The 23,236-nt window shown below is 24.3% G+C and carries 31 protein-coding genes; 11 read left to right on the forward strand and 20 right to left on the reverse strand.

Annotation, left to right across the window (positions count from 1 at the left end; translation table 4 throughout):
- Positions 1-193: 193 nt before the first annotated feature.
- Both AAHM98_RS05140 and AAHM98_RS05145 read left to right on the forward strand, forming a co-directional pair.
- Positions 194-595, forward strand: coding sequence for a hypothetical protein (locus tag AAHM98_RS05140; protein ID WP_342275821.1), 402 nt, complete (start codon positions 194-196; stop codon positions 593-595).
- A 24-nt stretch (positions 596-619) separates the two neighbouring features.
- Positions 620-805, forward strand: coding sequence for a hypothetical protein (locus AAHM98_RS05145; RefSeq protein WP_342275822.1), 186 nt, complete (start codon positions 620-622; stop codon positions 803-805).
- Between the two features lie 292 nt (positions 806-1,097).
- Here AAHM98_RS05145 and AAHM98_RS05150 read toward each other — a convergent pair whose 3' ends face one another.
- Entirely contained in the window at positions 1,098-2,201 is a 1,104-nt protein-coding gene (locus AAHM98_RS05150) for an Mbov_0401 family ICE element transposase-like protein (protein WP_342275823.1), read from the reverse strand.
- 73 nt (positions 2,202-2,274) lie between these two features.
- Here AAHM98_RS05150 and AAHM98_RS05155 point away from each other — a divergent pair, with 73 nt between their 5' ends.
- The 3 genes from AAHM98_RS05155 to AAHM98_RS05165 all read left to right on the forward strand — a co-directional run bounded on the left by AAHM98_RS05155 (position 2,275) and on the right by AAHM98_RS05165 (position 4,597).
- Positions 2,275-3,981, forward strand: a complete 1,707-nt coding sequence (locus AAHM98_RS05155) for a hypothetical protein (RefSeq protein WP_342275824.1) — start codon at positions 2,275-2,277, stop codon at positions 3,979-3,981.
- A 149-nt stretch (positions 3,982-4,130) separates the two neighbouring features.
- The gene (locus AAHM98_RS05160) at positions 4,131-4,298 is read left to right on the forward strand and encodes a hypothetical protein (RefSeq protein ID WP_342275825.1); all 168 of its coding nucleotides are present in this window, start codon (positions 4,131-4,133) and stop codon (positions 4,296-4,298) included.
- Positions 4,299-4,315: 17 nt separating this feature from the next.
- Positions 4,316-4,597, forward strand: a complete 282-nt coding sequence (locus AAHM98_RS05165; RefSeq protein WP_342275826.1) for a hypothetical protein — start codon at positions 4,316-4,318, stop codon at positions 4,595-4,597.
- Here the strand turns inward: AAHM98_RS05165 and AAHM98_RS05170 are convergent, their stop codons facing one another.
- The 16 genes from AAHM98_RS05170 to AAHM98_RS05245 all read right to left on the reverse strand — a co-directional run bounded on the left by AAHM98_RS05170 (position 4,598) and on the right by AAHM98_RS05245 (position 16,449).
- A complete protein-coding gene (locus AAHM98_RS05170) occupies positions 4,598-5,473 on the reverse strand; it encodes a hypothetical protein (protein WP_342275827.1) in 876 nt (291 codons plus the stop codon).
- A 231-nt stretch (positions 5,474-5,704) separates the two neighbouring features.
- Positions 5,705-5,857 carry a hypothetical protein gene (locus tag AAHM98_RS05175; protein ID WP_342275828.1) on the reverse strand — a complete coding sequence of 51 codons (153 nt, stop codon included), beginning with the start codon at positions 5,855-5,857 and terminating at the stop codon, positions 5,705-5,707.
- A 17-nt stretch (positions 5,858-5,874) separates the two neighbouring features.
- Positions 5,875-6,618, reverse strand: a complete 744-nt coding sequence (locus tag AAHM98_RS05180) for a hypothetical protein (RefSeq protein WP_342275829.1) — start codon at positions 6,616-6,618, stop codon at positions 5,875-5,877.
- Positions 6,566-7,801, reverse strand: a complete 1,236-nt coding sequence (locus AAHM98_RS05185; protein WP_342275830.1) for a hypothetical protein — start codon at positions 7,799-7,801, stop codon at positions 6,566-6,568. Before AAHM98_RS05185 ends, AAHM98_RS05180 begins: the two co-directional genes overlap by 53 nt.
- 141 nt (positions 7,802-7,942) lie before the next feature.
- Positions 7,943-8,995, reverse strand: coding sequence for a hypothetical protein (locus AAHM98_RS05190; protein WP_342275831.1), 1,053 nt, complete (start codon positions 8,993-8,995; stop codon positions 7,943-7,945).
- A 58-nt stretch (positions 8,996-9,053) separates the two neighbouring features.
- Complete coding sequence (locus tag AAHM98_RS05195; RefSeq protein WP_342275832.1) at positions 9,054-10,205, reverse strand: hypothetical protein; 1,152 nt, start codon at positions 10,203-10,205, stop codon at positions 9,054-9,056.
- Position 10,206: 1 nt separating this feature from the next.
- Positions 10,207-10,425, reverse strand: coding sequence for a hypothetical protein (locus AAHM98_RS05200; protein WP_342275833.1), 219 nt, complete (start codon positions 10,423-10,425; stop codon positions 10,207-10,209).
- A gap of 159 nt (positions 10,426-10,584) precedes the next feature.
- A complete protein-coding gene (locus tag AAHM98_RS05205; RefSeq protein ID WP_342275834.1) occupies positions 10,585-11,904 on the reverse strand; it encodes a hypothetical protein in 1,320 nt (439 codons plus the stop codon).
- Between the two features lie 14 nt (positions 11,905-11,918).
- Positions 11,919-13,106: a hypothetical protein gene (locus AAHM98_RS05210; protein WP_342275835.1), complete on the reverse strand. Its 1,188-nt coding sequence runs from the start codon at positions 13,104-13,106 to the stop codon at positions 11,919-11,921.
- 15 nt (positions 13,107-13,121) lie between these two features.
- Positions 13,122-13,505 carry a hypothetical protein gene (locus AAHM98_RS05215; RefSeq protein ID WP_342275836.1) on the reverse strand — a complete coding sequence of 128 codons (384 nt, stop codon included), beginning with the start codon at positions 13,503-13,505 and terminating at the stop codon, positions 13,122-13,124.
- Entirely contained in the window at positions 13,505-13,762 is a 258-nt protein-coding gene (locus AAHM98_RS05220) for a hypothetical protein (RefSeq protein ID WP_342275837.1), read from the reverse strand. Before AAHM98_RS05220 ends, AAHM98_RS05215 begins: the two co-directional genes overlap by 1 nt.
- Positions 13,763-13,764: 2 nt before the next feature.
- Entirely contained in the window at positions 13,765-13,977 is a 213-nt protein-coding gene (locus tag AAHM98_RS05225; protein WP_342275838.1) for a hypothetical protein, read from the reverse strand.
- Positions 13,978-13,995: 18 nt separating this feature from the next.
- Positions 13,996-14,808, reverse strand: coding sequence for a hypothetical protein (locus tag AAHM98_RS05230; RefSeq protein WP_342275839.1), 813 nt, complete (start codon positions 14,806-14,808; stop codon positions 13,996-13,998).
- Positions 14,809-14,821: 13 nt separating this feature from the next.
- Positions 14,822-15,058 carry a hypothetical protein gene (locus AAHM98_RS05235; protein WP_342275840.1) on the reverse strand — a complete coding sequence of 79 codons (237 nt, stop codon included), beginning with the start codon at positions 15,056-15,058 and terminating at the stop codon, positions 14,822-14,824.
- Between the two features lie 2 nt (positions 15,059-15,060).
- Positions 15,061-15,354, reverse strand: coding sequence for a hypothetical protein (locus AAHM98_RS05240; RefSeq protein ID WP_342275841.1), 294 nt, complete (start codon positions 15,352-15,354; stop codon positions 15,061-15,063).
- A gap of 585 nt (positions 15,355-15,939) precedes the next feature.
- Positions 15,940-16,449, reverse strand: a complete 510-nt coding sequence (locus AAHM98_RS05245) for a hypothetical protein (RefSeq protein WP_342275842.1) — start codon at positions 16,447-16,449, stop codon at positions 15,940-15,942.
- A 710-nt stretch (positions 16,450-17,159) separates the two neighbouring features.
- Between AAHM98_RS05245 and AAHM98_RS09025 the strand changes: the two genes are divergently transcribed.
- The 4 genes from AAHM98_RS09025 to AAHM98_RS05260 all read left to right on the forward strand — a co-directional run bounded on the left by AAHM98_RS09025 (position 17,160) and on the right by AAHM98_RS05260 (position 19,513).
- Positions 17,160-17,477 carry an AAA family ATPase gene (locus tag AAHM98_RS09025; protein ID WP_425289607.1) on the forward strand — a complete coding sequence of 106 codons (318 nt, stop codon included), beginning with the start codon at positions 17,160-17,162 and terminating at the stop codon, positions 17,475-17,477.
- Positions 17,478-17,596: 119 nt separating this feature from the next.
- Complete coding sequence (locus tag AAHM98_RS05250; RefSeq protein ID WP_342275843.1) at positions 17,597-18,595, forward strand: AAA family ATPase; 999 nt, start codon at positions 17,597-17,599, stop codon at positions 18,593-18,595.
- Between the two features lie 104 nt (positions 18,596-18,699).
- Entirely contained in the window at positions 18,700-18,996 is a 297-nt protein-coding gene (locus AAHM98_RS05255) for a hypothetical protein (protein ID WP_342275844.1), read from the forward strand.
- A gap of 316 nt (positions 18,997-19,312) precedes the next feature.
- Positions 19,313-19,513 (forward strand): hypothetical protein, encoded by a 201-nt coding sequence (locus tag AAHM98_RS05260; RefSeq protein WP_342275845.1) that lies wholly within the window; start codon positions 19,313-19,315, stop codon positions 19,511-19,513.
- Positions 19,514-19,956: 443 nt separating this feature from the next.
- Here AAHM98_RS05260 and AAHM98_RS05265 read toward each other — a convergent pair whose 3' ends face one another.
- The 3 genes from AAHM98_RS05265 to AAHM98_RS05275 form a co-directional block, all read right to left on the reverse strand.
- Positions 19,957-20,154, reverse strand: a complete 198-nt coding sequence (locus AAHM98_RS05265) for a hypothetical protein (protein ID WP_342275846.1) — start codon at positions 20,152-20,154, stop codon at positions 19,957-19,959.
- Positions 20,117-20,410 carry a hypothetical protein gene (locus AAHM98_RS05270; RefSeq protein ID WP_342275847.1) on the reverse strand — a complete coding sequence of 98 codons (294 nt, stop codon included), beginning with the start codon at positions 20,408-20,410 and terminating at the stop codon, positions 20,117-20,119. Before AAHM98_RS05270 ends, AAHM98_RS05265 begins: the two co-directional genes overlap by 38 nt.
- A gap of 130 nt (positions 20,411-20,540) precedes the next feature.
- The gene (locus AAHM98_RS05275) at positions 20,541-20,993 is read right to left on the reverse strand and encodes a hypothetical protein (protein ID WP_342275848.1); all 453 of its coding nucleotides are present in this window, start codon (positions 20,991-20,993) and stop codon (positions 20,541-20,543) included.
- A gap of 634 nt (positions 20,994-21,627) precedes the next feature.
- Here AAHM98_RS05275 and AAHM98_RS05280 point away from each other — a divergent pair.
- Both AAHM98_RS05280 and potA read left to right on the forward strand, forming a co-directional pair.
- Positions 21,628-22,161 (forward strand): XRE family transcriptional regulator, encoded by a 534-nt coding sequence (locus AAHM98_RS05280; RefSeq protein WP_342275849.1) that lies wholly within the window; start codon positions 21,628-21,630, stop codon positions 22,159-22,161.
- A gap of 21 nt (positions 22,162-22,182) precedes the next feature.
- The gene (potA, locus tag AAHM98_RS05285) at positions 22,183-23,235 is read left to right on the forward strand and encodes a spermidine/putrescine ABC transporter ATP-binding protein (RefSeq protein WP_342275850.1); all 1,053 of its coding nucleotides are present in this window, start codon (positions 22,183-22,185) and stop codon (positions 23,233-23,235) included.
- Position 23,236 lies beyond the last annotated feature (1 nt).

Consider the following 23,236-nt stretch of genomic DNA (forward strand, 5'->3'; position numbering starts at 1 on the left):
CATTTTTAATCCACAAAATAAATGGCATGATTTTGATAATCAAATCATAAACTCACAAGCTTTTAAAAAGCTATCAGTTCCATTAAAAGATGGGTATAAAATAAGATACTATAGTGACCAATCAAAAACTACAGATATTACTAATAAGCAACAAGAAAGAACTGACTTTTGAGAATGACAGGAAGTTTGAGTTGTGATTAGTGCTGCTTGAAATGATGACAATTATATAGGTTCTACTTATGCATTAGACCTTAATATAAATGTTAATAAGGTAAATTTAAAAGATGCTTTAAATAATCTTGATTCAATTAATCATAAAATTCATGCAGCAGATCCATCACAATTAGAACCTTATTTTTGATTAATTGAAGATATAAAAAATAGCAGCGAAATTAAAAACCTTAATCCAAGTTTATTTGATATTACAAAGGGTAATTATGAAGGGGTATTGAATTTTTATCAAGATTCACAATGTATAATTAATATAAATAATGAATTACAAAAAACTGGAACAGTTTATATAGTTATTATTTCTCCAGAATATCATTGATATTATTATGGTTATACAAATCCAATAGCATTTACTTTATTATAGATGTTCATTGCTTTTCTAAAATTTATGAAAATTCGTTATTATATTAACCAAAAAATGAAACAAGAAATAACTAATGAACCACAAAATTTAGATTTATTTTATGTAGTTATTAGTATATATTGAACTGATAGTAATTACTATGGTTCGACAGTTCCATTTGCTTGTAAATTAAGTAAGAAAAAAAATATAAGATTGAAAGCAGGAAAATAAAAATGAAATTATTACATATAAAAAATTATAGAACTCTTAAAGAAGCTAAATTTAATTGGGAGTGTAACAAAAATCCGGAATTAATTATTCAATATTGTCTGATTATCATTTGAGACGAGAAATAATTAAGAATTTTTATGCAATTGTAATTTAATAATACTCTTAATTATAAATAATTACAACTAAAATACATATTCTAATTATTTTCAATAGTTTAGTATATTTAAAGACACAAAAAATACTTACTAAACAGACATTTAATAAGTTTTCAAGATTTAATTTAAAAATTAGATTATGGTTTTAAATTTATTTCTTGACATTTAAAGATAATAATTTGCTTATATGTTTCAATATTATAAGTGCGATTACCAAGCATTGATTTTAAAATATGTCAAACATTAATTTCAGCAAAACAACCAATATTTTCTTTACAAGATTGATTAGTAATGCCTTGTTTATTATTAAGAAAGTATTTTTTCTTTAGTTTTTTATGTTTTAAGGTTTTAAGATAATCCAGTAATTTATCATATTCACCATTTTCAATAAAATTTCTACAAGTATTATATTCTTGATAATACTTGCCTTTATTACCGGCAATAATGCCAAGATATAGTACTTTAATTAAATGAAATTTATCTAAAATAAATTTAGCATTAAGATATTCAGCAGTTTTTTTAATTCAACCAGCACTATCACCACAAATGATTACTTGTGCTTGGTCAAAATTTTCAAAAAATTGTTTTCCTTGTTCTAAAATAAAGTCAGCGGTTTTCTCAGCACCAAGCACGGTTTTATTAGGTCTTATAATGACACTTGCTCTTTTATTAACTAATGTATGATTAATATTATCTGTATAAAATACTACTAATCGCATGGAATATTTATTAATTTTACGCTTGTATTCTCAAAATTTTCGATGACCATCATCAATACTAATATAAATAGGTTGGTTTGGTTCTAGTTTAATTTTACTAATATTTTGTATGACAATTACATATTTCTTAAATATACGACAAATAGTCATACGATTAACATTTGCTTGTAACATGGTATGACGAATATCTTTGTATCTTTTTCCATCAGCAAAATATGCAATAACATTTTGTTCGATATCTTCTCCAATTCTCTTATATTTAGGTAATTCTAGTTTTTCATCAACTAGACAAACATATACTAATTGGTTTGATTCTGTGTTATAATATTTGTAAATACGTCGTTTATAAATTACTACACCATATATTGTGTTTCTTTTTCTTTTTTCAAAATCAACAACCATATATTTGCTTTTATCTCGTGTTTTAAATAATTTTAGGTCTAGTTTTTCTCATCTTTTTTTGATATATTCTAAATTTAATTGATTAATTTTTTGGTATTGTTCTCGATAATTTCAAGACATTGTATGTCTCCATTCTATTTAATGTTTGATACATTAAAATTTTAATTTATAAGTAAAGGTTTGTGAATAAAATATGACACTTATTAGTAGTTATGCACAATTAAATAAAAAATATGACCTTAATTTTAGTGATAATAATTATGGTTTTAATTGAGATATTTTTAAAGAATTTGTTGGTGAACAATGAGCAGAATTTTTTACTACCAATTGTTTTTATCGTTTTGTACCAACTGCACGTTTAACAAGAAAAACATGAAATTGTTTAGCGTTTGACTTATTTGTGTGCTGTAATTTTAGTGATAGTTCTGTACAAGAAGTAAGACGTTATGAAAATACTCATAATGAAACAACCATTGGTTCTTTAATGGATGTTTGTCAATATTTAGAAGATAAGTATGATATTCACTTAGGAGTTAATAATCCAAATGGTATTAAATGAAAAATCACTAAGGATGGTGGTTGTATTATCTTTCCTAATAATCAACAAATAGATTTTATTGGTTATGCTAATGGTAATAAAATTTTTGGTAAAGCCGTTGGTGGTTCTAGTTATTTATGTTCAAGAACAGATGAAATTATTATGGCAGAAGAAAAAGAAACGTTAAGTGAAAAACAATTAACTCAACGTTATGAACGTTTAAAATTATCAATGTTTCGTAGTAATCGTATTAAAGTATCTAATGAACCAATTCAAGACTGAAGTTGAACATTTACTGATAGAAATATATTTAGTCCAACTTATGGTAAAAAAATTACTCGTTATTTTTATAAAAATCACTTTATTGCTTTTACTTGTAATCCCTATGATAAATACCACCCCTTTTATTTGCTCTATTGCACACCCTATTTGCCATTAAATGATAAAGTTATAGATACCCTTAAAAAAATTGGTAAGGTCTACTATGAAGATACGGAAGCGTTTAGTGGGCTTGGATTATTTATTTTTAGATTTACTTTATTTCCATTTTGAAATAAATTAGAACCAGTAACACAAAAATTAATTTTAGAATTAAAAAAGAAAAATCCTGATGAATTTAATACTGTTTATTATGGATTTGAATATTTAGATAGTGATGCAACTGTTTTTCCATTTCTAAAAGCAATAAAATATTGACAACCATATAATTTACAAGAATTCTATAACAAAGAAAAAGATACTTATAAATTTGATTTTTATAGTGTTGGTGTTGATTGAGCAACAGGTTCCAAAGACCATACTGTACTTATGGTAACTGGTTTTAAAGAATATAATAATAGTGGTTATTATGACCCTTATATTATTTGTGAATTAGTAGTTACTCCAAATGATTTTATCAATGAAAATGAAAAGATTAATGCTTATGTTGATGAAATTTGCGGATTACTTGATAATTTTGAAAATTTTGACCAAGCAATTTACTATTATGATGATAAAGCAAAAACCGCTATTGATTGAATAAGTCAAAAATTAGCAGATGAACATAATATCTTAATTATGAGTCAAGTTGCAATTAAACATGCTTCCAGTCTTAATCAAGAAGCAGGATTAACTGACCGTTGTGTATGAATGCGTAATATTATGAGTTATGGTAATTTTTATGCTAATCAAAATGATTTATTAAAAACTACACAATGTTTAGAAGAATTACGCTATGACCAAATCAAAACTAACATTCCTGATAAAACTATGTACCAAGACCCTTATGATGCTTTGTTTTATGCGCTATATCCATACAAAAACATAATTAGGGGTAAAAATAATGGTTCTACTAAAATAAGTGTTTTTTCTTATGCCATATAACCAACGAAAACAATAATAGTAATAGTAAAGTTCACAAAAAATTAACGCCTTGTATTTGGCGTTAATTTAACGTTTAAAGCATATTTGCAAAAAATACAAAAATTAAGTACAATTTAGTAGTAAAATTAAGAAAAAAGGAGTAATTTATTATGAAAAAAATTATGACAATGATTTTGTACTTTGCATCTATACCATCTTTTTCCATAAGTACTTATCGATGTGCGTTAACAGGACATACTATTCAATGCAATGATGGTACTTGAACTAATAGTCATGGTAAAGGTGCATGTTCATGTCATGGTGGAATAAAACATTAAATAAGGAGAAGTAAAGAATGAAAACATGAATAAAAACAAATTTAAGTAAAATAACATTAGCATTAGCACTAACTGGTGCAACAACTGGAACAATTGGATTAATCATGGGGTGTGTGTTTACCCATAATATGGAAAATTCCTATTTAGAACCAAATGGAGAAATTGTATTAGGAACAACAACTATTTGATGAAATAAATGGGATAGTCCGAATGAAACTGAATTATATTTTGCTAAAGTTAAATATCATGATGAAGATGTAAAATGAGATGGTACTTATACAGATAATTATTTTAAATAATTATATTTCTAAATTTATATAAGAAATGTTTTCGTTGTATTTATCAAATAAATTAATACTACTTAAACTTATTTCTTGTTTATCTGTTATTAAAATTAAATCATAATTTCCCGCACCAAATATACCACTAATTTCAATCCTATTTAAGTTAGTAATCGAATTTTCAATTTGTAATTCAAATTCACTATTATTATCAATTTTTAAAATTTCTTTATAGAATTCTAATTTAGAAAATAATTGAGATTTATTTGAACCATATAAATTTAAAGCATTTTTGATTTTATTTTTATCAATAATTGCTTTTGTAAAGTATTTTCCATATTCACCATTTGCTAATGTTCAATCAGCAGGAATTAATGAAGGTATATTATTGCTTTCTAATTCATTTGTAATTGATAATCAATTAAATTGGTTATCATCTAGTTTAAATAATTCATTTTGACTAATATCATTATTTTTTAGTTTAATATTATTTATATCTGTAAAATCAAAATATTTAGATTTTAATATAACTTTTATATCTTTATACTCTCAAATTTTATTTTTATTTTGATGTATTGGTTTTGATTTTAATTCGAAATAATAGGGTAATAAAATTTTATTATCATCGTTTAAACCCTTATTAATTGCTAATGACGAATAAATATATTTTGATAACATGATAAATACTTGTTTAAATATTTGCATTTGTGGTAAATTTATATAATTTGGATAATCTAATTCTCATTGTTTAAATAAATTACTAATTACTTCATCAGGTTTTTGTCCTTCAAATTTTGCACGTAATTTTGCAATATCATTTTTAGGTTTACCAGTTTTATCATTATATGTTGCACCTTCAAAATTTCTATTATAGTTATATGTATAACTTAACATATCTAATAATAGTTGTTGTAAACTATCAATAGTTGGTGCATCTTTTATTTCTAGTTCAACATCTCTAAATATAGCATTAGTAGAAATATGTTCGCTTTCATTATCTGTTATACGTCAACTTCATATTTCTTTATCGTTTAATTGTTTTTCACCATTTAATGGTCAAATACCGGGACTATTAGTAAAATCATGACCTAATCAAACGTTAGTTACTCTTGCATTATTAATAACTTATTTTCTTGTTTCTTTGCCACTCCCAATAGCAATTAAATCTAAAACTGACTTTTCTTGTCCAATAAATTGTTTTGCTAAATTTCATGGTAATATTTGTTCACTAAATCATTGTTCTAATATTCTAACTTTTGGTTGAGTTTCAATAGGCATTGATAATAGCGGAAATGCTATCTTATCTTTAACAAATAACTTAGGGTATACTTTTCCATATTATCAACTTCACCAAGTACCTTTATATTGCCAAAGAGCATGCTTCTAGGTGCTTTAATTTTTAAACCAATAACTTTTGTATCTTTATCTAATGGTTTATGTAATTTAATAATGATTGGATAACCATCTCTTGTTTTAAAATCTTTAATTTTTATTATAGTAATACTTTTCGTACTTCTTAATTTTGGATTTTGATAAGGTTGTGAATAACTATTAATAATATATAAATTATCAATATTATTTTCAGTTAAAGTTTCATTTATACTAACAGCATATAACTTAAATTTATTTAATAAATCTATTTCTTGAAAGATTAAATTTTTAATATCAGTCATACTATATTCAATGGCATTATCATTAATATTAGTACTTGCTCTTTGGTTTAATTGCATATTAAAGTCTGATGTTTCAACAGCATTAGTAGTTAATACTTTTTCAATATCAATAAAACCAATCTTAATAGTATTAGGTGAAAATTTTAAAGTATTGTTTGTACTATCTTTAAATAAACGTTCAATTTCATAAATATAGATTGTTCTTTTTTTAAATTTATCGTATATTCTATTAATATCAGGGTCACTAGTATTACCCATAAGATCTGAAAAATCATTTGGTATATTATCTATTAAATAATCATTTTCTGCTTGATTAATTTTCGTTTGTTTTTGTGGAAACTTGGTTTGTGGTTTGTTGTTGTCCATTGTCATTTTCTCCTACTAATTGGTTATTTACTGGATTAAATAAATTTAATTTAACAGTTAAATTTTCAATTGCTTGTTCATCATTAATTTCAAATATTTTACTATCTAATAAATCTTTATCAATACGTACTAATAATTGAATAAATTTAAGAGTATCAATATTAAATTGTCATAGTTTTTGCTGAATATAATTAACTGTTGAAATATTTACTGCTGTACTTTCAGGAACTGATTGTTGTGCTGACTTCTTTTGACTTGGTATATGTAAACCACAACGCTTAGATATTTCATTAATTAATCAATCATAAACATCACTTAATGTTTTACCTTTAAAATTACCTTGAATAATAGTTACTAAACCATTAGGAGCATCATTAGGACTTTTATCAGTAAATAAATAGTTTTTAGCAATTAATTTTTTTATAGCATCATCAATTAATTGTTGATTATTACCATAAATATTATTAAAAACAAATTTAGGTGAGTTTAAAATGACATCTAAAATGATTTGTTCAAAGAAAATATCTAATGCTTTAATTTTATCCATTACTTTATTACAATCAGGTTCTTCATTAGCACGATTACGCATAATTACTATTGGTATATAATTAATGTTTAATACTTGTTCTTGTTCTAAGTTAGGGTTGTTATTATATGTTTTAAAATCTAATATAAATTGTTTTTTATTATCACTAATACTATAAATTTCACGATTAATTGTTACTTGTTCATTATTAAGAGTATAAATTTCAAATAATCTTACTGTTTGAGCATTTTTTTGATAATTCTCATAAAAAATAGTACATTGAATTAATTTACCAGTAATATCATAATTTCTTTGTTGTATATCTACTAATTGAAAATATAGATTATCATTAGCAATATAAATTAAATATCCACTGATTCCCAATTTACTTAATTTAAAAATAGAATTTCAATTTTTACGATAGTATTCTTGATTAATTAAATATTGTTTAATTTTGTCATTATTAATTTCTAATGGTGCATTATATAAATTAGCATTATTTTCTGCTACAAAATCAGTAAAATGAGTTTCATGATTAAAACTATTAAATCCAAAAAAATCTAGTATGGAAGCATGTATTGTTTTTTCTTTACTTAAACTAAATAACTTTATATTATCATTTTCAGTTAGTTTTTCTTTTCTTTTAAATATTTTCATAATGATTTACCTTTCTAAAATATTTGATTAATTTTTAATATGATTTTTACAATAATAAATATAACTAGACCTGCTGTTGCTGATGATAATACTATTCCAATTAAACCTAAAATAATTTTTATAATTTTAAAAAACATAATATTATTCTTGTAATTCTTCTAATTTTAAAATATTTCCATAAATAATACCACCAACGTTGTTAATTCTAATAAAATTATTACTAACTTCTAATTTAAACAACTCAATTCTATTTTTAACTAAACTTCAATTTCGTACATAACTATCTATTGTATATATACAATCATTCTTGTTTGATACTAGTTTATCAAATTCTTTAGTTATAGAATAAGAAATAGGTTGCGTATCTCCGTATCACATATAAGTAACTCTATATTTTTTACCCACAATAAAATCATATAAAATTCTATCTTTAGTTTGTCTTGTTCCTACTTCTTTTCATTTTGGACATGGACAAGGTGTTGGTGGTATTGGTGGAGTTATTGGTAATATTTGTTCACTATAATTTTTAGTATTTGTATTTTCTGCTTCTTCTAATGAAAGCAAAAAACCAGTTTGATAATTATATTTTTTTAAATAAATCATTGCTGATGTAACACCTAAATCAACATAATTAGTTACTACCTTTTGATTATTTTCTGCTTGAAATGTACTATCTAATATAGCAGGTGCGTCTCTTCACATAAAAATTAAATATTTACTACTTCCATTACTTTTAAGATATGCTCATGAATAAGCAACTCTATATAAAGTATTTAATTTAAAATTATATTCAATATTTTCATTACTAATAGTACCAACTGATTTTCATTTAATAAAATTTAATTTATTAATTTTTTCATCAATAAATTTTTTAACAAATTTAGTAGGTGGAATATCTAATTCTCCGGTAAATTGTCCATTTCCTAATTCATTATATTGTAAAACTTTATAAGTAGTATCTTCTTTAATTAAAGTTAATTTATCTTGTTTTTTATCTATATTAGATTTATTTTCATTAATACCACCACTAATTGTTTTATTAGTAGTTTGTAAATTTTCGTCATTAATATTTTGTTTTTTATCTAATAAATTATTTGTTTCTTGTTTAGTATAATAATTATCATTATTATTAGTTTCTGTTATAAGTTCAGTTGGAGTACCAGAACCTTGATATTGATATATTTTTTCAATCATTGCACCAGTATTAGGTGTATATTGTGGGTGATTATAACCAAATGAAGTAAACTGTTTATTATTTGTATCAAAAGCTATTGTTTACGCCTTTTTCCAATCTTTTTGTACCTAATTCATCTACATAAAAAATGGAATCTAAAGTAAATATACCCTTAGCAATATCTTCATCTAGAACAGATAAAAATACTTTAGTAGTTCTTCTAAAATTAACTAAATTACCAATATCATAATTGTAATTAATTACTCAACTTATTACATATCATTTTTTTAATTCTATATTTTCATTTTTTACTTTTTTTCATAACGGACTTGTTTCAATATTAAATCAATTATTTTTAATACTTTCAATTTCTTTATTTGCTAACTTAATATTATTTTCATTACTAGTAATACGTTTTTGTTGTTTAGCAGAAAAATCAGCAGTTGCAGCATGGGTAAAATCATTCTCTTGTGGATTATTTTGTAATGCTTCTGGTGGTAATGTACCAATTTCACTTGGTCAATTTAAAACCATTGTTTCAGTTTCGGAGTCATATTCAGTTGCTACATAACTTTTATTAACAAGTTTAGTAACTGCTCCACGAAATACTTCAGGTTCATTTTTGCTTATAACATCATCATATAATTTCATTTGTTTAGTTAATATAAAATCATGATTATCTTTGTCACCACTAATTCTTTTTTTGTTTTCATTATCAATTAATTCATCTACTTGATTTCTGGTATAAAATGCTTCTAAATCAATTTTATCAACAGCAATTTCTTGTTCATCATAACTCATTAGTATTTCTTTTAATTGCGTTAATTGAGATAGAATTTTCATTCTACTTGGTGCTAAATCTCACACATTAATTGTTGGAATACTACTAGCACTAAATTGTGTACCATTATTAAATTGAATATTAGCATAAACATTAAATTCAATTGGAGTACGATTAAATACTCAATGTTCCACCATTACATAAACCATATCTCTTAATGTTTCTTGAATTAATTTATCTTTAAAACTATCAAAAGGAAATTTATATAAAATAAAATTAAGATAAGCATTAATATCATTTTGTGCGCGAATAGCAAATGTAGTAAATCATTCATTAGCGTTTGGTCATGTATTTACATATTGTTGTGGAGTGTCATCAATTGTTCCAGTTAATGGATATCACTTATTATAATTTTCTAAACTAATACCAGTTCAAAGTTCTTTTATCATGTTATCATTCCTTAAAAAATGCTTTTTTATAATGTTTAGTACGTTTTTTAGTTTTTCTATGTGCTATATGTATAATTTCTTTTTGTAATTTTTTCTTACCTTTTTCAACCACTTGACTATAAGCAAATTTTTCTAAATGATGTAATAAACCAGTACCAAACAACGTATAAACTCCAAATTTTAAACTAACACTTTTAAAAGATTTAGTAACATTTTCCATCGGATTATTAATAACATTAATAACTTTATGATAAGTTCTTACTATTCTTAATATTTCGCGATGTACCTTAAAAACATCTCTTATAATCTGTTGAACAACTGGTGGAGCAAATGCAATTGTTTTTAATCATTTATTAGTATTAACTCCATAACCAATATATTAACCACTATTTCAGCGATATCAATGAAAAGGATGTACTTGTGTAACGAAAGTTTCTGCTTTAATAAAAGTATCAATAACAACAAATGGTTTATATTTAGGATTACGATGATAAATAGTAATAGCACATTTATCTAGAGATAATGGTTGAATTTTACATCCCATAAATACTGGTGAATTTAATGGAATTAATTGTGCATGTTTAATTGCTTTTTTCTCAGCACTAGTAAATAAATCACTTGCTTTTTCTTTTAATTTATTAATTTTTGCTATTGCTTTTTCTTCTAATTGTTCAAATTTTTCTTGTAATTTATATATATTTTCACGTAATTTTTCAAAATATGGTGTATCTTTTCAAAATTTATTTAAACTTTTTTTAAAATAAAATCTAATATCAAAATATTTAAAAGTTTGATTTGTTTTTAAAACAACTTTATGAATAACACTATTTTTAAAATTGAACTTAATAGCATTAGCACGAATTTTTTGTAAATCTAAAATTAATGTTTTTCCATATCTATTTTCTGTATGTATTGTGTAAACTAAATTTAATCAATCATGTTGGTTCATTTTTAATACTTCTTTTAAATCAGTATTATATTTTTTAAAAAAATTATTTGCTTTTTCAATATCTTTAATTTTAAATTTAGGAATTAATTGTGGACTTAACTTTATTAATGTATTTTGTAACAATAAGTAATCTTTTAACTCTTGTTCTTCTAATTTTTTAAAATTATTATGAAATTGTCTTTCTGCAACATAACCTAAGTTTTGCAATATTGTTTCACGATTAGGTGCAACTGAATAGTTAAATAAATATCGTTGTTTACCAATAATTTTATCTGTTAAAATTTCTTTACCTGTTACTTGATTAATAACATCTTGTAAATTTTTTGCTTCTTTAATCCCAATTTTTTCTAATGTTTTAGTTTTTTGTGCTAGTTTAATAAATTTAGTAGTACGAATACCACGAGTAATTTTATTAAGTCTGGCAAACGCTGGTAATACATTAAAAAAAGTATTTAATTTTGTTACATTTCCTTTTAAATAATCATAAACTTGATTAATAGTAAAATCAGTTGTTGCTTCAATACCAACAGCAATACTACTACCAATAAAATCATTTGCACCTAATCCAAGTGCTAGTTCTTCACTTAAACTACCAGTAAAAGGAGCAAGTGCAACTGCTATTACTTGTACACCAATCATTTCTAAAATTTCTAATCATAAACTTTTATTTTCTTGTTGTTTACTTATTCTAGTATGTTTTGGTTTATTTATGTTTAAGATTATAGCAGTGCTAGTAGTACCAATTGGCATAGTATTAATTTTCCTTATCTAAGATTAATTTTAATAGGATTTGTTGAACCTTTATAATTTGGGTCATTTATATTTGTTCTAATAATTACATATAAATCACCAGTTTTTTGTTTATTATTACTTATAATATTTTTACCTTGGTCATCACTAAAATATTTAATTGTAGGAGTTTCTAAACTTGGATTTAAACCATTAATTTCTTTTGTATATAAAATATTTGTATCTAAATCTCTATTATTTTTATCTGTTCTTGCCGTAGTATCTAATGTTAAATTTGTAATTTTAGATTTTAAGTCAGTTTTTACTTCACTTTTAATTACACCACACATCATTCAACGAGATGTTGTTTCTTTTTTTGACATATAAGGAATTGATTGACCCAATACTTCACCACCAACTTTATATGCTCTACCAACTTTACCGTCAGTAATCTCTTGCACATAAACAACCGTATTTTCTAGCATATATCTTTTCATTGCTTTTGGTGTTGCTAAAATAAAGGACATAATTTCATTTTCATTTTTATCATTAGCAAATGTCATATAATCATCAAGTACAATTTGACATAATACTACTTTTACATATAAATCATTACCGTTTAATCTTAATTGCTGTGCTAATTGATTATCAGTAATTATTCCTTTATTATCTGCTAAATAAACTAAACTATCATAAAGATTATTAGTAATAAAGAAACGAGAATTAGCACCATTTCTTAATTGAAATAAAGTATTTCATGCCGATAACATTGCTTTTAAATAACCAATTGGAGTTGTATCATTAATTAATACCTTAGTAGCAAATTGTGAAATTACATTAGTGTCATCACTTGCTAATTTATCTGTTAAATCATTTGCAACTTCATATTGCATAGTATATAATAAATTTTGACCATTTTCTGCTAATAAATCAACAGCTGCAATAGTTTCACCTGCAACGTATAATTTTTCAATAATTTTGTCAATTTTATCAGTTTGAGCATAACTAATATCAAGTCTTGTACTTTTATCATTTCACTCAAGTACTTTAATTTTTGGGTCTTTTGGTAATTTAATAATGAATTCAATTTTAGTAGAATTAACCATTTCAATAGGAAAAAAACTTGCTCAGGGACTATTTGATTGTTTAAAAAATTCAATAAATTCAGGAGCTTCTACTAATTTTTCTGTATTATTTAAGTTTGTTTGGATATTTACTGCCATTTTAATTTTCCTTTTCTATAAATAATTTTTCTTTTTATAATCCAATAATGGATTAATTTTTGTTGGTATTTGGTTATTAATAATTGTTTGTTGATTACCACCAGTATTCAGTGGTGTTCTTAACACTGGCTGTTCTTTAATTAATTGTTTTATAGTATTTTCTATTTCTTCACTTTTAGTATCTTTTGTTTTAAACTTTAAATAATCATGAAATTCTTGTTTAATTTGATATTTATTAAAAATATTAACCATTTGTTGTTCTTTAATTTCTTGATTAATTTTATTTAATTTATTTTCTGCTTCACTAATTTTTTGATTAATTTCATTTTCTTGTTGTTCTTGTTCAACATTATTTTCAGCTAAGTTTTGATTTACTATAGTAGTTTCATTTTCTAACATTATGACACTTCCTTACTTACATTTAATATTTTACTTTCATCTAAATTAAATGGAATTGCCAAAATTTGATAATGAATAATTTCACGATTAGAATAGCCAATTTTAGCAACTACTTCTTTAAATCTTAAATGAAATAATGTTGCTAATTCTAATGTTTCAAATGATTTATATTTCATATCATCACTTTGATTAGTTTTATACATTAACAAATAAATTTGTTTCATGTTAGTAGTCATTCCAATTTTATTATTTTCCATAGTTATTTCACCTCCTTACTTTTTCCTTTTTCCATAAGTTTTTCTAATTTTATTTGTTGCTTATTTAACTTATTTTCTTGTTTTGTCATTTTATTATAAGAACGTATATGTTTTGGAGTTGTAATATATTTTTTTAAAATTACAATAATTTCTCTACAAATTAATGTTCCTACAGATGTTCCAATAATAATTAATTCATGTATAAATTCTTTCATTTTATATTTCCCTTCCTTTTATAAATGATAATAATTTTCATCAAAAGTTAATTGTGCATTAATATTAACTTCACTCATATCACTACCATAACTATTAATACTTGCATTATCATTAATAAGATTTGCTATTTCATTTGTAAATGAAGTTTCTTGCATTTCAGTATTATGATGTGTAATTTCCATAGGTAATAAATTATGTATAATTTCACTAGCACCCGCTATTATTGTAGGAATAGCATAAGCATTATTAAAATCATTATTAATACCCATTGCTACACCAGTTGAAATTAAACAACCACCAGTTGCCATATTTCAAATCTTTCTTATACTCTCAAAACGATTAGGTATTAATTCAGTAATTCCACTAATAAGATTTGAAATACCATAAGCATTTAATGAAATATAAGTATCTCAATCTATTAAATTATTAAGATTGTTATTTTCATTCACCATTAATGGTCATGGTGGTGTTTCTGTGGTAGTAGTTGGAATTGGAGTTGTCGTAATTGGTAATGGACTAGGATTTGGATTAATAGTAGTATTAAAAAACTTAGTATAATTTGCTAATCCAATTGTTCCTAAACCTAATAATATTTTTTTAGAACTATTAATAACTTTATTTCTAGTAGTTGGTCTTTGATTTAAATTTCATATATCTAAACCTAATTTTTTACCAAATAATAAACTATTAATTGAACCTAATATTGGATTACCTATTAATTGACCATAATAAGCACTGGTTCCAATCATTGCTAAAATTGGACTTATACCTGTTCTTATTAATTTTAATAATGTATAGTTATTTGTTTGTGGTGTTTCTGTATTTGGCATATTTTTCTCCTTTTTAATTTCCTTGTTTTTTAATTCAAACTTTAACTCATCCTTTATAGACTTCATTATCGCCAACTATTAAAGCTTCATTATCTTCAGTGTCAGAAATAACTATATGTTTTGATTTAACATTAGGATATTTCATTAGAATAATTGCTCTAATATCATTATGTGTATGAAGTGCCTGCGGAGATGGTGATAATATTTCAATTTCATCTTTATTTCCAAATAAAGTAGGTAGTATAATCATATTTATTCCTTTCATTTTTTAAATCATTTAACATTAATGGAACAAAATGCACGATTTTTTGGAATATTTAAAGTATTAAAGATTTGTCCAGTTACCATAATTTCATCATTTTTGTTTAATAAAATACATCGTTTATAAAGTTTTGGATTATTAAAAATTAAGGTAACATAGTTTAATCCATTTCATTGACCACGAACAGTATAATATAAATCTTTATTACCTTTCTCATGATATTTTGCTTCTATACTGTTACTAAGTTTTACTGTTAATTTAATGTAATTCGCTTTATCTTTCATTTTTTTTAGTTCCTTAAATAATATTGAATATGCTTATAAGCATCTTGTTCATGTTTTGTTAAAATAATATTTCCTTGATAATTTTCTATTTTACTTTTATTTTTTGGTTCACTTTATTGATAATCTCAATTCATAACATCTTGTACTAGTACCATTAAAGCACCAATAACTTTTGGAGTTGCTAATGGATTAGTTAATAGTTGTTTTGAAGTTAAAAAGAAATTTTCTACAATAACTAAGATTTTTTCATTTTCAAAATGTTGTTTAATTATTAAAAAGTATTCTTTAAATAGATTTTTACTTTCTAGAACAGTTTTTGTTTTAAATGTTTCATTAAAAATAATATTATTAGTTTCATTTGAATATATAACAATTCCACTTGTACCAATACCCGCGGGGTCTCAATACCAATAATTAGTTCATATTTCATGTTTTTTCTCATAATGTAAAACCAGAATTGTTTATACTTGGGTCTACTGATAATAAGTAGTTATTCATTATTCAAATTCTCCTTGTTCTAATTCTATACACATACAACCATAATCACGTTGACAATAAAATTTATTCATTATTCAAATGATTTTTTTAATTAACATAAAATGTATTTTTACTATGAGTATTAATATCTTTATATGGAGTAATTAAATAATTAGTGGGTAAATCATTATGATTGTATTCAATAATCTTGTATGCTTTATTATTTTCAACTCATTTAACATTGTATTTAAAACATGAATTAATAATGTTTGTTTTTGGGTCTTTTATTTCTCCAATAAATCACCCATTATGTTCTTCATAAAATGTAAGTTCTTCTAATTTAATTTTATTAATATAATATTCTTTTTTAGCAGGGGGTTGATTAATAGTTATTTTTTGACTATTAATATATGGTTTTAATAATTCTTTTAATTCCATACCAATTAATTCTTTTTTAATATTTTCTAAATTAAAAACTCAATATGTATATTTATCATCAACAATAAAACTATTATTTTTAATCATTCAATTTGGAACAGATAATTTATATTCGCCATAATTAATCATAATAGAATTTGATTTTTCAGTAATTTGTTCTTTTTGAAATTCTATTTGCATTTTAACAATCCTTTCTTTTTTTTATATATCCTGTCGCTATAAGCGTAAAGGATATATATGTTATTTATTTTGTTAACACTAATATAATTAATATTTTCTAGAAAAACTGGGCTCGTAAATAAATTGTAAAATTTTGAAAAAAACTTAAAGCATTTGATTCAATTTTTAATAACTTGCATTTAGCAAGTTATATTTATATTGAACCAGCCCCGTTTAATTTTTTTTTTACAAGTTTTAAAATTTATGTTACTCGCCCAAAAAAATGAAAAAAATAAAACAGCATCTGCTCACTGAAAGTGGCAGTGCTGTTAAATAAAGAACTAATTATAATACGTCCCCCAAACGGGTCTATATACACTAGTTGCCAATCCGCTCCCACCCCAAGGATTACCATTATTCATGGTTAGTATATTTTGTTAGGTATCACTCCACTTTTTATTTCAACATGCAAGTCCACATGCTAGCCACTATTTTTAACAACTGTGTTATGGTTCACTATTTTATGTCCCTAGCACGTGTTGATAATAGTGATAAAGACTGTTATAAAATTTGCAAATTTTACAATTACAAAAAAAGACGATACTTATTTCTCGTCTTTTTGAAAAGGGTATTTTATGAGTTTAAAAAGTAATGAGTCTTTTAAAGATAAATTATTGATAATAGAATAATTACTACGTAAGTTTGTTACGCCTCCATTTAATTTTCCAAAATTAAATTTATTTATTGGAGATAATAATATTGGCAAAACATCTTTAATGAAATTATTAGATACTCTATTTAATAATAAAAGAATTGATTTTGTTAATACATACTTATTTAATTATACTTTTCCAGATGTTTCTTTTAATAATAAAGAGCCAATAGAAATTTTAATAGTTGATACTGATATAATACATAAACCAAAAAAGCAAAAGAAGAATTTTTCATTGTTGAATATTATAAAATCTTCTCTGCTACTAAACTTGATAAAATATTCATTTCAGAGTTTGCATATATTGAACAAGATAATAAAAATAACAACTCATTAAATAAATTTAAAATTAATTACAAAATTGTTCCAGAAAATCATACTTTATTTGTCCAGTCAATACAATTTGATAAATATAATCTAGAAAGAGGGTTTTTAGATATTTATAATGAAGATAAAATGGAATATTTAAAAAAAATTATGAATAAATCATCAGATTTTAATTATATTTTTAAAGTGGATTACGATAATTTAACAAATTCTTTTAAAGATTCTATAGAAACTACATTTAATATATCACATTCTACTAGAAATAATAAGAAAAAAGAATTAAGCGTTATTTGAGAAAAACAAATATTATTTTTATTTACTATGCAAGATTTTACTAAACATCAATTATATATTTTAAGAATACTTTCAAAATGAGAACATATAGAAAAAGAAGGTGCTTGTGGTCATGATCTACTCCATAATTTATTTTTAAGTTATGAAGACAGTAAATCATCAAGACAAAATATTAAATATGATTATGAAAATATTGTTACAGATTATGTGGAACCAATAAGAAACGCGTTTAAAAGGTTTTATACTAATAATCAACTTTCTGATTTAAATTCAACAGATAGTAAATCCTTAACCAAATTAAAATCTAATCAAGAATTACATTCTAAAGTCGAAAAATTTTTAAAAAGTTCAGATATGTTATCAAGTATAAAAATTGACGCAAGGTCAATAGATGATAATATAGTACACATACCAAAATACAAGAAAAGTAATTCTAATAAAGAATATAAACTTTTCATTTCAGGAACAGGAATATCTCAAATACTACCAATTTTAACATCTTTATATGATAATCAGTTAAATAAAGTTTTTATGGAACAACCTGAAATTCATTTACATCCAAAACTGCAATCTCTCGTAGGTAAGTCTATCTTTGAATGATTTATAGAACATAAAGATGATAAAACACTTAAAAATCAACTTTTTATTGAAACCCATTCTAAATATTTAATTGATCACATAAGATATCAAATTTACAAGAGTAATGAAGAAATAATTTTAAAGAAAGAAAAAGAAATTGAGACCATTTCATCTAAAATAAATCTTTTTAAAGAATCTAAAGATAAAGAAAAATTACTATATTTTATTTTAATAAAAATAATGATGATACAGTAAGCATCAATAATATTGATATTCAAAAAATGGAAAGTTAAATGGAGAAATTGATAATTATACAAAATTTTTTATTGATGAAGCACTAAAAATAATGGAGATTTAAAATGGAAAATATATTTTTAGACACTAATATTTTTATATATCTTGATACAGAAGAATGCTTATCACAGGTAACAAGAGATTCAATAACTAATTTTATAAAAAATGGTCATAAGTATATGTTTAATATTGTAGGAAAAAAGATGAAATACGAATTACTAAAGGTACAAAAATTTAGAAATAAATTGCACAAAATAGGTCCAGTTTTAGACTTAATTAATTCATTAAAAATGAGTAGTAAATCATTAAATATTTATATTTGAAATGAAAAACATGATAAAAAAAATAGATTCAGAAATTAAAAATTTTATAAAGACAAAATTTATTTTTTAAATGGTGAAACTTTTAAAACTCAAAATATTTCAGGAGATCCACACATTGTATATTTAACTGATAAGTTTAAAATTAAAACTGTAATAACTTATGATGGACCTTTATGTACACAATTAGATCAGTTATTTAAAAATTATTCAAATCATGAATTTTTGTTAATTGGTAAAAATACACTACAAAAAAAATCATATAAATTACATGATGATATGGTATTATAAAAAAATATGATATATTATATATAAGTCATCTTAAATCAATAAGTTGATATTAAAGGAGTAATTACATATGGAAAAAGACATTAAAGTTGCTTATTTATTAACTAAATTACAAGAGACAAAATGAAATGATTCTAGTTACTATTCTGATAATAAAAAAAATAAAGATAAAAAAAATAATTTAATGCAACATCAAAATGGTAAGATTTATGTTCTTACCATTTTTTATTTAAGTAAATTAAAACAAAATATAAGTATAATATACCTGTAATACAACATTTGTATACATTTAAACACAAAGTAGGTTTATCCCATTTTTGTGTTTTTTGTATTCATTCGTGAGTTGACAATTAAATGCATTAATAACCTAATTTTATAATTTAAACTCTTAATTGAAAGGAACAACCCACATGGAACAAAACTCTAATAAAAGTAAAAAAACTGAATACATAAGATTTCTAATTAAAGCTAAACGTCTAATTTGAGAAAACGATAAAAACTGTTTAATCAAATATAGCGAAAATTATGTTGATATTTTAGAAATTGATGGAGCTTCTAATAATGGTGTTGATGAAATCAGAACCAAAATTGATGGTGTGAACTTGATAAAGATGGCAAACAAGTTTACAAATCAACTAAACTATCACTATGAGACTTACGTAAACATTTTGCTTCTGAAAGTGTCAATGACTTTTGATTATGTCTCAAAATTCTTTAAACATCCCCAGAATTTTTATGACCCTTATTTTGTGAATTTAGATAATTTTCTCAGGACTTAGTTTTTCAAGGATGAGTCATTGGTGGGACATATTTTTTCTTTTCTTGTTCTGCTTCAGGGACATCTAAATCAAAATTTTTAGATATTGATTGATGCTTATTTAACTCTCTTAGTTCATAAATTTCTATTTTCAATTGAAGCTACTAATTGTTTGTCAAAACATTGAATTACTAAGCATTTTGTTTTGCTTTTAAAAGTTACAATTTTATTATCTTTATATGGTTGATAATATTTATTCTGAAAATTGATACCACAACCATTATCAGTTTTTCTTGAACTTAAGATTGCTAAAGTTTGATTAATAAATTCACGTTTTGGTTGTGGTCCGAACACTGATGTGCTAAGATTAGCATGAAGCGCAAACTGTCCATTATGTTTAGTAATATACATTTTAAGGAACTCATTTGCTGCTTCAATTGTTTTGACATTAGCAATCTTAAGTTCGGTAATTAGTCTTGACTGTAAAGTGCCAAAACAACGTTCTACACGCCCTTTTTCTTGTGCTACTGATGTGTTGTTGTTATAGTTCTATGCCTAACTGTTTACATGCATAAGCAAACTGGGTATGTGAGTCCTTCTCTTGGTTTTTGGGAGAAGGATTTTCTTTTTCTTCTTTTGCCCCATACTTAAATACGGTTCTATTATCGGATTTAATTTCATATGGTATTCCATATTCAGTTAGTATTTGATTGAGGATAGTATAGTACCCTACTAATGTTTCTTCTGGTGTAAAGTATGCACCAACAATCCTTGATGTGCTATCATCAATTCCAATGTGTAAATGTCATTTTTCACCATTAATTCAAAGATGATCAGAAGCATCCATTTTGATTTGTTCACCAAAATATTTTTTGCTTTCTTTTCTTGGATGAGCTAATGAATTTGATATTATTCTCGATACTTTTGTTTCAGATAAAATCTCTACTTCTATATTTTTTTCTTCTATTTTTTCTGGTATTTTAATGTTTAACATTTTTTGTTCTTCCTTTTCTGCTTTGGCTTTCCTTTTTTTAGTAATACGCTGACATTTTGGTGATAAAATCCCTGCTCTAGTAAGTGTTTTATGAACAAAATTGTATGATATTGTAATGTTTTTATTGGTTGATAGTAGTTCACTAAAATGTTTGAAATTACTATTACTATATACTTTGCTTTGATATGTTTCAAGAACCGTTTTAGTAATATTTTCATCTTTAGTTTTTCTTGGTTTTCGATTGCGATTACCATGGACAAATCCTTCTTTACCTTGGTTATTAAATTTGTTTATTAATCTATCAATAGTTCGTAAAGAACAATTTATTTTAATACTAGTTCTTCTTTTACTACCTTTCTTTTCTACTAAGTTTTTAATAACTTCATATTTTTCTAATTCATTCTTAGTACTACCTTTCTCATATGATACCTAAGGTATTATTTTAACCTTAGGTTGAGACATAATCAAAAGATAACTAGTAAGACATTATCATAAGATAACGACAATTAATTTACCCATTAAAAAATTAATAAAGAAAATAATTGTTTTTAAAAAAAAATATTATATAATTTTATTTGTATTATTTAACTTAAAGTTTAGTAAAAATAAACAAAAAAGGAGAAAATAATTAATTATGAAAATTGGCAGAAAGTTAAAAACTTTAAGATTAAAACATAATCTAACCATGGAAGAACTAGGTAAACGCTGTGATTTATCAAAAGGTTTCATTAGTCAACTAGAACATGATGTTGCATCACCTAGCATTGAAACCTTGAAGAATATTCTCGATGTCTTCGACTATTCATTATCTGCTTTCTTTGCACAAGAAACCAAAGAAAAAATAGTTTTCAAAGAACAAGATATTACCATCCTTGATGAACATGAATATCAAATTAAATGAATTATTCCTAACGCCCAAAAACTATCCTTAGAACCAGTCATCTTAGTTTTAAAACCATTCGGTAGTTCCAACAAGGTCCCCCCCTTTCAGGGGCAAATCTTTGGTTATGTTCTTACCGGCACAGTCTATGTCCACTATGGTGGTAACAAAATTAAAGCCACCACTAATGAAACATTTTATCTTAAAGGTAATGAACGACATTATCTGGAAAATACCAACAAAAACTCTGCTACGATTTTATGAGTTTCCAATCCACCAATTTTTTAAAAACATTTTAAGGAGGGTAATATGAGCACTAATATTTTAGAATTACGTAACATTACTAAAGAATATGATGGTAAGGTTGTTTTAAAAGGAATTAGTTTAAACATTCATGAAGGTGAATTTCTTACCATTTTAGGTCCCAGTGGTTGTGGTAAAACCACCATGCTAAGAATAATTGCTGGGTTTGAACAACCCAATAATGGTCAGTTATTATTTAAGAACAAAGATTTAACTAAAATTCCCATTCACAAACGTGAAATTAATACTATCTTTCAAAATTATGCTTTATTTCCTCATTTAAATGTTTTTGACAATATTGCTTATGGTTTAAAATTACGTAAAATTGATAAAGAAAAAATTAAAAAGGAAGTTAAAAAAGCTTTAGAACTAGTTAAACTGACCGGAGTTGAAGATAAAGATGTTAATGATTTATCAGGTGGTCAAAAACAAAGGATTGCCGTAGCACGGGCATTAGTTCTTAATCCAAAAGTTTTACTATTGGATGAACCGTTTGCCGCTTTAGATTTAAAACTACGTCAACAAATGCAAGCGGAAATGAAAAAGATTCAAGAAGAAGTTAACATTACTTTTATTTTTATTACCCATGACCAAGAAGAAGCTTTCACAATGTCAGACCGGGTAGTTGTTTTAAATCAAGGGCAAATTCAACAAATTGGTAGTCCCCAAGATATTTATAATGAACCAGAAAATAAATGAACTGCTCAATTCGTTGGTACTTCTAATGTGATTGATAATGGTATATTTGTTAATGATAATTGTGTGCGCTTTGATGGAAAAAAATTTGCTTGTTCTGATACTGGATTTGGTGAAAATGAACGCAACATCGATATTGTTATTCGTCCCGAAGACATTGATTTAGTTAATGCTGGCGTTGGATTTTTTGATGGCACTATTAAATCAGTAGTGTTCAAAGGTTTACTATGGGAAATTGATATTACGACTAGCAAAAGAAAATGAGTAGTTCATACTACTGATACTTTTGAAGTCGGTAATCGTGTTGGTTTAAAATGAAATGTCGAAGATATTCATGTTATGTGAAAGGAAATTGAAGAGTAAT

The sequence above is a fragment of the Spiroplasma endosymbiont of Nebria brevicollis genome (assembly GCF_964030895.1).
Taxonomy (GTDB): domain Bacteria; phylum Bacillota_I; class Bacilli_A; order Mycoplasmatales; family VBWQ01; genus Spiroplasma_E.